Origin of the sequence: Nocardioides sp. R-C-SC26, from assembly GCF_021246465.1 — a bacterium.
Taxonomy (GTDB): Bacteria; Actinomycetota; Actinomycetes; order Propionibacteriales; family Nocardioidaceae; genus Nocardioides.
Genome location: NZ_JAHRHK010000013.1, coordinates 1 through 13,093 on the forward strand (window position 1 = coordinate 1; position 13,093 = coordinate 13,093).

The window sequence follows — 13,093 nt, forward strand, 5'->3', positions numbered from 1 at the left end:
CGACCGTCGATACGGTGACCGCCACCGTTCCTGCCGTGGCCGACGGCGTCGGGAACGAGAGAGCGGTCGGGCTGAACACCGTCACCGCACCCGCAGGCACCGCGACGCCGCCGGCCGTCACCGAGGTCGCACCCCCTACGAACCCGGACCCCGTCACCGTCACCGAGGTCCCGCCGGCGCTCGGGCCCGACGACGGCGAGAGCGACGCCGCGGTCGGTGCCGCCACGTAGGTGAACCCGCCCGGCACAGGATCGGAGGTCCCGTCGACCGTCGTCACCGTGACCGCCACGGTGCCGGGCGCGTTCGCCGGCGTCACGACCGTCAGCGACGTCGAGCTCGACACCGTCACCGAACCCGCAGGCACCGCGACGCCGCCGACCGTCACCGAGGTCGCACCTGCCACGAACCCGGACCCCGTCACCGTCACCGAGGTCCCGCCGGCACTCGGGCCCGACGACGGCGAGAGCGACGCCGCGGTCGGTGCCGCCACATAGGTGAACCCCCCAGGCACGGCACTCGACGTCCCCCCGGGCGTGGTGACGCTGACCGACACGTTGCCAGCAGCGTGCGCCGGGGTGATGAAGCTCAACGAGGACGTGCTGGTCACGGAGACGGCGGCTGCTGGGATGACGACTCCGCCGATGGTGACGCTGGTGTTCCCGACGACGAAGCCCGATCCCCCCACGGTGACCGAGGTGCCGCCCGCGGGCGGTCCGGAACTCGGCGTGATCCCGGCCGCTGTCGGGCTCGTGAGGTAGGTGAATCCTCCCGGCACGTTCGCCGAGGTCCCGCCGGCGGTGGACACCGACACAGCCGCGTTTCCGGCGAGGCTCGGCGGAGTGCTGAAGCTCAACGACGTCTCGCTCGCGACCGCCACCGACGAGGCGGGGACCGTCGTCCCACCGATCGTCACGGTCGTCGCGCCCGCCACGAATCCACTGCCAGTGACGGTCACCGTGGTGCCGCCGCTCGTAGGGCCGGAAGCGGGTGCCAGCGAGACGGCGTTCGGCGCGGCGAGGTAGGTGAAACCACCCGGCACGTTCGCCGAGGTCCCGCCGGCGGTGGACACCGACACCGTCACGTTGCCGGCGGCACGGGGAGGAGCGAGGAACGTCGCCGACGACGACCCGGTCACCGTCACCGAAGCCGGCGGAACGGTCGTGCCGCCGATCGAGACCGAGGTCTCACCTGCCACGAAGCCTGCACCCGTGATCGTGATCGACGTCCCGCCCGCGACAGGACCGGAGGTCGGGGAAAGGGACGACGTGGTCGGCGCCGCCACGTAGGTGTACCCGCCGGGCACCGCCTGCGAGCGGCCTTCGTGGGTCGTCACGAACACGGCGACGGCACCGGGGCTGTGTGCCGGGGCGATGAACGAGAGGGACGTGTCGCTCGCGACCGTGACGGCGCTGCTCGGTACGTCGATGCCGCCGATCGACACCGAGGTGTGTCCGGGCACGAAGCCTGTCCCCGAGATCGTCACCGCCGTGCCGCCGGCAGCCGGCCCCAGCGCGGGCGTCAACGACGACGCGGTCGGCGAGTAGTCGAGGTAGGTGAACCCGCTGGGTGCCGGATCGCTGGTGCCTCCAGCGGTGCGGATGCGGATGGCGACGGGGCCCGCCGCGTGCGCGGGGGTGACGAAGCGCAGCGTCCGGCGATCGATCACGCTGACCGCCGACGACGCGAGTGCGACGCCGTCGACGAGCACGACGGCATCGTTCGTGAAGCCCGTGCCTGTCGCGGTCACGGTGGTGCCGCCGCCCATACCGCCGGACGAGGGCTGGATCGCGGTGAGAGTCGGCTGATCGTCCAGGTAGGCGAAACCGGCGCGACGGGTCGCCGTGCCGCCCGGGGTGCTCACCACGACATCGGCGGTCCCGACGGCGCCCGGCGGGGTGACCGCCGACAGCTCGGTCGGTCCGGCGACGTCGATGCCGGTGGCGGGCACACCTCCCACCGCAACCGTCGTGTCCGGCGTGAAGCCGGTGCCGGTGACGAGGAGGCGGGTGCCGCCCGTGCGCGGTCCGCTGGCCGGCGCGATGGTCCCGATGGTGGGTTGATCCAGGTAGGAGAACGCCGCACGCACGACCGCTCTCGTTCCGTCCGACGTCACGACGAGGTCCACCGCGCCCGGGCCGTGCGCCGGGACGATCGCGCGGACCGACGTCGGCGAGACCACGGTCGCCCGGGCCGGGTCGCTCTCCCCGAAGCGCACCGAGACCACACACCCGAAACCGGTCCCGGTGATCAGCACCTCTGTGCCACCCGATACCGGTCCCTGGTTCGGCGACACGCCGTCGACGGCGAGTTCGGCCGCGACCGACGCTGCGGTCGGGCGATCGACCGATCCAGCCGGCCCGGATCCGGCGGCCGGTGTTCCATGGGCGGACGGGGCGGTCGACGCCCACACCGACACCAGGCCGACAGCGATCGCGCGTCGCAGACTCTTCACGCACGGACCCTACGCCGGTGCTCGGACGCCGTCCCGAGAACGCCGAAGCTGTCGTCCGATCGCCCTCTGATCCTCGGTTCGTTACGTTGTTCCGACGCTACGCTCGCCAGCACAGCGGGAAACGATCGGGCGGTTGAAACGAAGAGAGCGAGCGGCCGAGAGCATGACCAGCACGAACGGATCCGTGACTGCCGGCGACGGGATCAGCGGTCCGCTGACCCGACGTCGCCTCCTGGCCGCAGGTGGTGCAGGCCTGCTCGTCGGCACCGGCGCGACGCCCGGCTGGGCGAGAGCACCTATGGCGAACCCGCTTGCTACAGCCGACCAGCGAGCCGTGGACCGCATCGCACTCGCCGTCCGACGCTCCGCTGGGTTCTCCGACTCCGAGACCATCGCGACGGCCGCCTACCTGGCGTCGAGGGCGGGCCTGATCCCGCCCTCGGACGACGGTCGTCTGGCGAACGCCGTCGAGGAGCTGGTGTTCGGGATGATCCAGACCGCGTCGAACAACGATCCGTTCAGACCACGCGTCTACTGGCTGGGGGCCGCACCACACCGCTGGTTCGGGGCATCGATACCAGGAGGCCGCTGGGCGTACGACAACCCCGACACCTTCTATCGCACGGTGCCCATCGATCCGTCGTCGCGCTATCGGATCCGAGGGCGTCTGACCGGCGCGGGTAGCACGGATCTCGCCTTCTCCCTCGTGGACGACCTGATCACCCAGACGACCGTGGACTACGTCGACGGGCTGGGACTGCGCAGTCGTAGGCGGCCCGACTACACGGTGACCATCGGCCCCGAACCCGCGCATGGACGGCCGAACCACCTGCAGACCACCGAACGGACCGTCCAGCTGTTCATCCGGACGACCATCTCCGACTGGGCGATTGAGTCGCCCGATCTGCTGACGGTCGAGAGGCTGGACGGAGGGGCCATCCCGGCACCTCGATCGTTGCGAGACGTGGTCGAGGAGGCGAAGCTGCTCGTCGCCCGTGGTGCGCCGATCTTCGGTCCGGCGCTTCTCGGACTGAAGACCATGGCCGGCCCGCCGAACCGACTCCCGCAGCCCGGACGCACGCCTGGAGCCCTCGTGACTCAGGCGAACTCCTTCGGCTATTTCAACCTGGCGGACGATCAGGCCCTCATCGTCACGATGGACCCGTCCGGCGCCGGCTACATGACGCTGCCCGTCACCGATCCGTGGATGGTCGGGATCTCGCCAGGGCGCTTCTCCTCCTCACTCAACATGGCGCAGTCCGCTCGAGGAGTCGACGGCCGGTACTCCTTCGTGATCTCGCGACGCGACCCAGGCTTCATCAACTGGGTAGCGACCGCGGGCCAGCGGCGCGGGACGATCATGGCCCGGTGGCAGCGGCTGCGCGCCTCCAGTAGACCATCGGTCACAACGCACGTGGTCGACATCGACCAAGTGCGTGACGCGCTTCCTCCTGGTGCCCGTTACGTGACGCCGGCACAGCGCCGGCGTCAGCTGCAGGCACGCCAATCCGCGTACCTGCGCCGGTTCCGGACCTGACTTCAACGTCTGCCCACGAGCGGGACCCACTCGACCGCGCCTCCCGAGCGGCCAATCGGCCCAAGCCGTGACGTGCGTGTTGCTCGGGCCTGCGACGATGGCGGCATGAGTGAGGCCGAGAACGACCGCGTGATCATGTACTCGACACCGTGGTGCGGCTACTGCCACCGGCTGAAGTCGCAGATGGACCGCGAGGGGATCCCCTACGAGGTCGTCGACATCGAGCAGCACCCCGAGGCTGCCCAGATCGTCGAGAAGGTCAACAACGGCAACCAGACCGTGCCGACGTTGGTCTACGCCGACGGAACCGCGCAGACCAACCCGTCGCTGGCGCAGGTCAAGGAGAAACTCGCCTCCCTGGCCTGATCGGCGCTAGCCGCGGCGTCCCCTACGCCCTTCGACTGCGCAGTCGGAGTCGGTTCCAGCCCGCGAGGCCGTATCCCCCACCCGCCACGAGGAGCGAGACCGCCAACAGCCACCCGGGGATCACGACCCTGTCGGTGGGCGGCGCCGACATCGGGAGCGCGACGACGGCCGTGCTCGACGGGGCCGCCGTCGTCCCGGGCGCCACGGTCACGGCGGACGTGGGAGCACCCGACGGCACCGCGCCGGGCTCCTGGGACGGCGCTGCGCTCGGCGTCCCTCCGATCACAGGGCCGGCCGTCGACCCGGGGGTCGGCTCCGGCACCACGCCCGGCGCGGGAGCCGTCGTCGACGACGGCGTGCCCGACGGAGCCGCCGGGGAGGACGGCCCGCCGCCGCTGCTCGACGTCACCGGGATCGAGGCGATCCGCCCCGAGCCCGTGTCCGAGCGCCAGCACGAGACGACGTAGGTGATCGAGGTGCCGTTGCCCGAGGCGCTGGCCAGGAACTCCACGGCCACCCGCGGCGGGGTGTTGGCGTTGCGATACGGCGCCGGACGACGGTCGACGACCTCGTTGCGTGGAAGCTCCAGCGTGATCGCCCCCGAAGCGTCCTCGGGCACCTTGAACGCCGGGAAGTAGAGCGGCGCACGCACCACCAACGGGTTTCCGAACGCGGTCTTGCCGGTCTGCCAGCGGTCGGCCAACAGCACCTGCCGCTTCCCACTGCCCACGGTCATGCCGACCGAGAAGGAGTCCGAGATCGCGTCGAGGGTGTTGAACCCCAGGGCCGAGCCCTGGCTGCGGATGTCCTCCGGCGCCTGCACCGAGGCCGAGCCGGTCAGCGTGACGACGTCGCCCGGTGCGACCGAGTCAGGCACCTGAAGCGAGATCGCCAGACCTGTCGGCTGGTTCTTGGGGACGTCGTTCGGATTGGACCCTTCGGCCTCGTACACGCAGACGAGCGTCACCTGCGCCTGACCGGTCGCCGCGTGGGCGGGAGGCGACGGCGTGAACGGCGTCGGCAGCGCGACGAGCGGGGCGAGCGCGCCCGCGACGGCGCCCGCCCGGCGCAGCCGCCGGTGACTGGAGAGTCCCAGGAAGAGCCCGCCGGCGACGAAGGCGCCGAGCAGCACCGCACCCCACGCGGGCAGGGTGACTCCGCGCGGGACGGTCTCGGCGGGGATCGGTTGAGCCGACACGAGCGCGGGGGCGGCCTGGGTCGGAGCGGGGGTCGCGGTACCCGTCTCGGGGATGGTCGCGCCCGGCGGGGCCGGCGGCAGCGAGGTCCCGCCGTCGGTCACCGAAGGCGCTCCGGTCGGCGAGTCCAGACCCGGGCCGCCGTCGCCCTCGCTCGTCCCGCCGTCAGGCGTCGGCTCGGACGTCGGCGCGCCCGTCACTCGCACGGACGCGACCCGCGCGGCGTCATCTCCCCGCGCCGCGCAGGCCGTCGCGCGTTCGGCCTGCAGACGGCTGTCGGTGCGCAGGATGCCGGTGAACGCGACCGACCGAGGCGTCGTGCTCACCGGATTGGTCGCCACCGCCTCATGGGGCAGCGAGAAGGTCAGCGTCGACGCGGTGCTGGGGACCAGGAAGTCGGGCAGACGCCACCGGGCCGTCACGGTGCTCGATCCGACCGAGGACTCGCTGGTGACCAGACGCTCGATCCGCAGGAAGCGGCGGTAGCTGCCTGCAGCCACCTCGAGACCGAAGCTGTCACTGATGAAGGAGAACCGGGTCGCCGCGTTGGTGGCGGTCGCGTTCGCACCGAAGGTGAACCGTGCGGTGCCACGCAGCCGCAGCGCCTCCCCCGCAGCGATGCTCGTCGGCGCGTCGATGTCGACCTCGACCGCGACCTCGTCGCTACCGCCGAGCGCCGGAAGCACCGGGAGCGGCAGGCCGCCCAGCAGCGGGAGCCCGTCGAAGGACGGGATGAGCGAGGTCTCCAGGCCGGTGTACTGGCAGGTGTAGGACGCCGGGCCGCCGTCTGCGACGGCGCGAGGCGTGTCGCTGGAAGCGGAGCCGGACGGCACGATCGCCACCGCGAGAGCGGCCGCGAGGACGGCGAGGAGGAGCCGGACGGCTCGGCGGGACCGACGGACGACGATGCGCGACATCAGGAAGCTCCTTGACTCAGGGCGCTGGCAGGGCTGACGTGTGCCGCCCGTTCCAGCGGGACGAGGACGGCGGCGCGGACCACGGCGACCACGAGCACGCTCAGGATCAGGATGGGGAGGACGGGGACGCTCGGGGCGGCCGGGACGTCGAGCGCGCGCGTGAGCAGCGTCGACCCGCTCAGGCCGACCAGCAGACCCAGGCCCACGCCGAGCACCGCGGCTGCCAGAGCGACGAACTGGGTCCGAAACAGCAGCAGTCGCCGCAGCTGCGGACGCTCCAGGCCCAACGCGCGCAGGACGGCGTGCTCGTGCCAGCGCTCCGCGACCGAGACGACGGTGACGAGCACAGCTCCGACCACCGCGACCAGGAGCGCCACCGCGAGGAAGCCCGTGCTCGTGGCGGTGGTCACCGCGATGCCGCGGGAGAGCTTCAGGTCGAGCAGCGCCGGACCGCCGACCGGAACCTGCCCGGCCAGCACGGCCGCCCCGCTCACCTCGGCGAGCACCGCTGCCCGGTCGACGCCGTCGGCGAGCCGCAGCCAGGCGGTGCGGACCTCGGTGACCGAGGCGACGTCGGCGAGCAGCGCGGGCGAGACCAGCGCCGGCAGGTCGAAGTCGTCGAGATAGACGATCTGAAGGTCCTCCACCGTCCCGGCGGGTCCGACCAGCGAGACCCGCGCGCCGTCGACGAACGCCTTGAAGTAGTCGTTGGGCAGGTAGACGGTGTCGTCGGCGAGCTCGTCGATGCCCCAGCCTGCCGGGAGCGCTTCGAGCAGTTCCGACAGGTCTTGACCGATCACGCCCGTCGAGAGCGTCACGTCGCCCCGCTCCCCGGGGCCCTGCACGGTGACCTCCGCACCCTGAGGCAGCGTGACCACGGTCTCGACCCCGTCGATGGCCTCGAACCGCTCCAGGGCATCAGGCCCCAGCGGCACCGAGCCGACCGGCGCACCCACCGTCAGGTCGGGCACCGGCAGCGCGTCGAGACGCTGACTGCCGGCGGCGTGCAACGACGACATCAGCACCCACGTGCCCGCGATCAACGTCGTGGCGAGCAGTACGGCCACGCCCTCCGCCGCCGCGCGTCCCGGCTCGCGCGCGAGTCCGTTGGCCGCCAACTGAGGCACCGTGCGGCGTCCTTCGCGCAACCTGCGGCTGATCACCTGGGCGGTCAGGGAGACCGAGAACCCGAAGGAGAGCAGCGTGCCGATCACCGTGACGAGCAGGCCCGCGATCGCCCACCCGCTGCGCTCGCCGGTCAGGCCGACGACCGTGGCGGCAAGCCCCAGCATGAGCAGCACGACAGCCAGGTTGGCGCCGCGACGGCGTTCGGCAGACGGGCTGGCGGTGCTGGAGAGGACGGCTGCGGGCGAGACCCTGCTCGCCGTCCAGGCAGGGAGCAGGCCGGCGACGGCCGACAGCGCCACCCCGGCCCCGAGGGAGATCACGACGCCGGGCCACGGCACCGTGAACGCCGAACCCGAGACGGCGGGAAGGCCCGGGATGAGCCCGGTCAGTGGGAGCGCCAGCCGCGCCAGAGCGACGCCGACCGCTGCCCCGACGACGCTGCCGACGGCGCCCAGCGCGAGCACCTCCGACAGCAGCAGCGCGAACGTCTGGCGCCGGGTGGCGCCGATGCTGCGCAGCAGCGCGAGGTAGCGGCGGCGCGAGCCGAGGGAGACCAGGATCGAGGTGCCCATCACGATCGCGGCCACCACGAGGGCGAGGGGCGAGAAGCTGAAGAGCACGGCGTCGATCCCGGCGAGCCTGACCTGCTCGGCGGACCCTGCGCCGTCGATGAGCTCCTGGGTGGTCTGGGCGAACCCGCCCTGGCCCGCCGCGTTGACCTCCTCCTGGATCTGCACGGCCGCGACGCCGGGCTCGGCGCGGAGGACGACGACGTTGGCCCCGGTCACGCCGGCGAGGAGTCGGGCGGTCGCCTCGGGGACCACGCCATAGGCCGTACCGGAGTAGCCGAGCGAACCGCGCACGTCGACGATCCCGCTCACCCGGAGGTTCGCCGCGCCGAGCGACGGAGTGCCGAGGGACACCAGGTCGCCGAGGCCGATGTGGAGCTGGTCCAGCGTGTCCTGAGTGAGCCCCACCTCGGGCTGGCCCGGCACCGGAGCGCGGCCCTGGGACCAGCGCTGCCATTGGAAGCTCTCATCGGCCGGTTGCGACTCCAGCGCGATGCCCAGCGCGTTGTCGCCGGTACGGGCGACGGCGGTCGCGCGGGTGTAGGAGGACGCCGCCGCGACACCGTCGAGATCGGCGAGCTCGGCGAGCTGCTCGTCGTCGAAGGAGACCAGCCCGACGCCCCCGCTCAGCTCGCTGTCCGAGGTGCCCAACTCGGTGCGGACGATGACGTCGGTGCCCTCGTAGGAGACCTCGAGGCCCTGGTCGATCGCGGTACGCAACGACGCGGCCAGAACGAACGCGGAGGTCAGCAGAGTGACGGCGAGCGCGATCGTGGCGCCCAACGCCCACGCGCGCCCAGGATGACGGCGCAGCTGGGAGCGCAGGAGCGCCAGCAACGCCGCCGAGGAGCCGGTCAACGCTGTCGCTCCAGTCGCCCCGCCTGCAGCACGTGCACGTGTGCGGCAAGGTCGGCCAGGGCGAGGTCGTGGGTCACCAGGACGACCGTCTGGCTCAGCTCCTCCACGGCCTCCTGCAGCACCTCGAGCAGGCTGGCGGCGCTAGCCGCGTCCAGCGCCCCGGTGGGCTCGTCGGCGAACACGATCGCGGGCTCGGCGATCAGCGCGCGGGCGACGGCGACCCGCTGGCGCTGGCCACCCGAGAGTTGCTCCGGCGCGTGGTCGAGCCGGTTGCCGATGCCGAGTCGCCCAGCGAGATCCTGCAGTCGGTCCTCGTCCACGGTCCGCCCGTCCAGACGCAGTGGCAGCGCGATGTTGTCGCGGGCCGAGAGTCCGGGCACGAGATTGAAGGCCTGGAAGACGAACCCCACCTGACGCCGGCGCAGCCGGGTCACGGTTGCGTCACCCACCTCGGCGATCTCGACGCCCGCCAGACGCACCGAGCCCGCGTCGGGCTTGTCGAGGCCCGCCAGCAACTGCAGCAACGTCGTCTTGCCTGACCCGGACTGCCCCACGATCGCGGTGATCTCCCCGGCGGGTGCCTCGAAGTCGACGTCGTCGACGGCCACCACCCGGGAGCCGTCGGGTGCCACGAAGCCCTTGACCAGACCGCGCGCCACGACCGGAGCCGTCATCGGGGCGGCCTGGAGCTCATCGGTCGCCGTGTCGTGCATGGCGTTCCTCCATCGGCAATGACTAGTATTTCAGTTGTCTTAAATGTCTTGTATCACTGAACGACCGTCGACAGTGGGGGTCACGGCGTCGCGCACCAGTGTGAGTCAGCCCACGCTCACCGAGTGCCGATGTGGACAACGCGCTCTGAGCGCCAAGGTGACGCCCGCTGCATGAGTCGGTCCGCACGATCTCTAAGAGATCGCGCGACCTCTCAGCCGGTTCGAAGATCCGAGCAGTCCCGCGACCGCGTGCGCTGGGCGTCGAACCGCTCGCGACCGGTCGACCCGATCACCCGCGGCAGCCCGTCGGCACCGATCGCGGCGGGGGTCCAGCGCGCTCGCAGCACGTCGGCGCGTTGTCCGCGCTCGGTCGGGCGCACGCGAAGGCTGAGCACACCCGTGGGCTCGCCGTCCGAACTCGGCAGGTACCAGGCGAAGTTGCCCAGACCGTAGGCAACGTAGCCGCCGTCACCGCCCGGTCCGTCGCCCTGCAACCGGTGGGCGTGCGACCCCGCGACGACGTCGGCACCCGCGTCCAGCAGCCGCGCGGCGAGGTCGCGCTGGTGCGGCGTCGGGCACGACTCGCCCTGCACTCCCCAGTGCACGTACACGACCACCACGTCGGCGCCGCGACGGGCGCGCGCCACCGCTCGAACCAGCCGCTCCGGCCGGATGGCGTCGGCGGTGCCGGGCCGGGACGCGGTCACCGCCCAGTGACCCGTCGGATCCGCGGTCGGGTCGAGCGACGCCGTCGTCGCGGCGAGCATCGCGATCCGCGTGTCGCCGACGTCGATCAGTGCGGGCCGGAACGCCTCGTCGACGTCACGGCCCACCCCGACGGCGCGAAGCGGCGGTTCCCCGCGCTCGGCCTCGGCCAGTGCGCCGAAGGTCTCGGTCAGCAGACCTCGGCCGAAGTCGAGCACGTGGTTGTTGGCGAGCGAGACGACGTCGACGCCGGCCGCGGCCAGGGCGGTGAGCACTGTCGGCGGCGCTCGGAACACGAACCGTTTGCCGGGCTCGGCCTCTCCCCCGGTGCCGACGGCGGTCTCGAGGTTCACGACGGCGACATCGGCGCGCGCCAACACGTCGAACGCCGTCCCGGTGAACGCGGTGGCGGGGTCGTCGAGTCGTGATCGCAGCACACCCTCGGCATGCACGTCGCCGGCGAGCGCGATGGTGACGGCTCTGCGTCGGGGCGGCGACGTGGGCGCCGCGGTCTCGCCTGTGCCGGAAGCCGACGAGCTCGATGGCGTGGCGTCAAGATCCGACGTGCCCGGGGAGAGAGCCTGCGGCCCGGACCGCTGAGGCGCGGCGCAGGCGGCGAGCACGACGAGGGCGCCGACCACCGGCGTCCAGCGTCGCGTCACCGCAGCCACGCGAGCGTCAACCGGATCACCCGGTCGAGCTGGCGCCGATCGACGACGGCGGGCACGTCGCCGGCCGAGTGGTAGCCGGCGTAGGGGGTGCTGCCCAGGCGTGCTGCGGGCAGCCCGTCCCGCACGAACGACCAGTGGTCGCTCGACCGTTCGAAGAGCTCCAGAGTGGTCGCGGTCCCCGCACGGCGCGCGGCGCGCTCCAGGGCGCGGGTCAGGTCGTTCGGCTCGGCGGCGCTGCCGACCGGCACGACGTCGCCGACGCCGACCCGGTCGAGCGAGACCATGCCCTGCAGCCCGCGTCGCTGCGCCGGTGTCAGCTCGGCGACGAAGGCTCGCGAGCCGTAATGATGGTCGTCGTCGCCCGGACCGCGCGGCTCCTCCGAGCCGAAGGCGACGAGCACCACGGGCAGCCGCGTCCGGCGGTCAGCGAGCGCGTCCGCGATCGCGAGCAGGACGCCGACACCCGAGGCGTTGTCCTCGGCGCCGGGAGCCTGCGGCACCGTGTCGAGGTGCGCACCGACCGCCAACCACGCGGCGCCCTCGCGCGCGTCGAACGCAGCAGCGTCGGCGGGCCGTACGGCGACCAGGTTCGTCGAGCGGCCTGCCGACACCGGGATCCCCCACGAGACGCCCGCCGGTGTCGGGACGTCCTGACGCCGAACCTGCCACCCGGCAGCCTCGAGCCGTGACTCGACCCACGCGGCGGCACGACGGTAGGCGGGGCTCGTTCCGGGCCGCGGGCCGATGCGCCCCGCCAGGTGTCGCACCGCAGCGACGGCGACGCGCACGTCGGCGTCGTCGGCGCTCACACGGGGTGCCGGACGTGGCGGTGTCGGCACGTCCGTGGGCGTCTCGTCGACCGGACCCGTCGGCTCCGGCGATGCCTGACCGACCGCACCCGACGACGTCGGCGCGGCGTCACGATCGGGCACGATGTCCGGGCTCGAGCAGCCTGCCAGGCCGAGCACGACGGCCGCTGCCGCAGCGGCGTACCGGCGACTCGTCGTTCGCGCGACCTCCACGTGCGCCATCACCCGATCGTGCCAGCCGACGCAACCCAGGCTCACCAGGCGCCGGGCAGCACTCCCCCGAACCAGTGGTCGATCAGTGAACGACTGATCGAGACCGGGCCCGGCAGAGCGACCGCTCCGGACGTCGTCTCGGCGAGCAGTTCCTCGCGGGTGAACCAGCGTGCCTCGACGATCTCGCCCGAGGAGAGGTCGATGTCGGTGGACTCGGCGCGACCGATGAAACCCACCATCAGGCTCGCCGGCAATGGCCAGGGCTGGTTGCCGAAGTACGTCACGTCGCCGACACGGACCCCGACCTCCTCACCGACCTCCCGGCGCACGGCGTCCTCGAGGGTCTCGCCCGGCTCGCAGAATCCCGCCAACGTCGAGAGGCGTCCAGCAGGCCACTGCGGCGACCGGCCGAGCAGGCAGCGCTCCTGGTCGGAACCCGGCTCCCCGGAGACCACCATCATGATCACGGCCGGGTCCGTCCGCGGGAACTGGGTCTTGCCGCAACGGCCGGTGCAGAGCAGTTCGTGACCCGCCGACGCCGACCGCAGCCCACCGCCGCAGCGTGGACAGAAGCGCGTCGCCCAGTGCCACTCCGCGAGGCCGAGCGCGTGGAACACCAGGGGCGCCTCGGCGAACCCTCCGCCCGCCAGCGCCGGCAGCAGACCGCGCAGCGGGTACCACTCGCCGTCGGCGGTCGAGGCGACCTCCGAGCCGACGATGACGGCCCAGTGGGTGAGGCCGTGCCGCTCCCCCAGCAGCACCCGGACGCCGTCGGGTGCCTCGCTCGCCGGCACCCATGGCAGCGAGCCGTCGACCGGACGGACACGCGTACCCGAGACGACGAGCACCCGCGAGTCGGCCCGGGCGAAGCGCTCCTCCAACCACGCCTCGTCGGTGCGGTGCACGCCCAGCCGGTCGTGAGAGCCGGAGGCCATCTGCAGGTGCGGGTAGGTCACGGT

The 13,093-nt window shown here is 72.4% G+C and carries 9 protein-coding genes; 2 read left to right on the top strand and 7 right to left on the bottom strand.

From position 1 onward, the window contains the following. Positions 1-2,452, bottom strand: a 2,452-nt coding sequence (locus tag KSO97_RS12515) for an IPT/TIG domain-containing protein (RefSeq protein WP_232679363.1), incomplete at its 3' end; no start/stop codon positions are given. Positions 2,453-2,615: 163 nt separating this feature from the next. Between KSO97_RS12515 and KSO97_RS12520 the strand changes: the two genes are divergently transcribed. Both KSO97_RS12520 and KSO97_RS12525 read left to right on the top strand, forming a co-directional pair. Continuing rightward, entirely contained in the window at positions 2,616-3,989 is a 1,374-nt protein-coding gene (locus KSO97_RS12520; RefSeq protein WP_232679365.1) for a hypothetical protein, read from the top strand. Between the two features lie 105 nt (positions 3,990-4,094). After that, on the top strand, positions 4,095-4,355 hold the full coding sequence (locus KSO97_RS12525; RefSeq protein ID WP_232679367.1) for a mycoredoxin: 261 nt from the start codon (positions 4,095-4,097) through the stop codon (positions 4,353-4,355). Between the two features lie 22 nt (positions 4,356-4,377). On the opposite strand, the gene KSO97_RS12530 is transcribed toward KSO97_RS12525, so the two are convergent. From KSO97_RS12530 to nudC, 6 genes are all read right to left on the bottom strand, one after another. Then, complete coding sequence (locus KSO97_RS12530; RefSeq protein ID WP_232679368.1) at positions 4,378-6,468, bottom strand: hypothetical protein; 2,091 nt, start codon at positions 6,466-6,468, stop codon at positions 4,378-4,380. Further along, on the bottom strand, positions 6,468-9,023 hold the full coding sequence (locus KSO97_RS12535) for an FtsX-like permease family protein (protein WP_232679370.1): 2,556 nt from the start codon (positions 9,021-9,023) through the stop codon (positions 6,468-6,470). Before KSO97_RS12535 ends, KSO97_RS12530 begins: the two co-directional genes overlap by 1 nt. Beyond that, the gene (locus KSO97_RS12540) at positions 9,020-9,736 is read right to left on the bottom strand and encodes an ABC transporter ATP-binding protein (RefSeq protein ID WP_232679372.1); all 717 of its coding nucleotides are present in this window, start codon (positions 9,734-9,736) and stop codon (positions 9,020-9,022) included. Before KSO97_RS12540 ends, KSO97_RS12535 begins: the two co-directional genes overlap by 4 nt. Positions 9,737-9,948: 212 nt before the next feature. Then, on the bottom strand, positions 9,949-11,103 hold the full coding sequence (locus KSO97_RS12545; RefSeq protein ID WP_232679374.1) for a CapA family protein: 1,155 nt from the start codon (positions 11,101-11,103) through the stop codon (positions 9,949-9,951). Further along, positions 11,100-12,143 (bottom strand): M28 family metallopeptidase, encoded by a 1,044-nt coding sequence (locus KSO97_RS12550; protein WP_232679377.1) that lies wholly within the window; start codon positions 12,141-12,143, stop codon positions 11,100-11,102. The genes KSO97_RS12545 and KSO97_RS12550 overlap by 4 nt, the downstream gene beginning before the upstream one ends. Before the next feature lie 32 nt (positions 12,144-12,175). Beyond that, positions 12,176-13,090, bottom strand: coding sequence for an NAD(+) diphosphatase (nudC, locus tag KSO97_RS12555; protein ID WP_232679379.1), 915 nt, complete (start codon positions 13,088-13,090; stop codon positions 12,176-12,178). Positions 13,091-13,093: the final 3 nt, after the last annotated feature.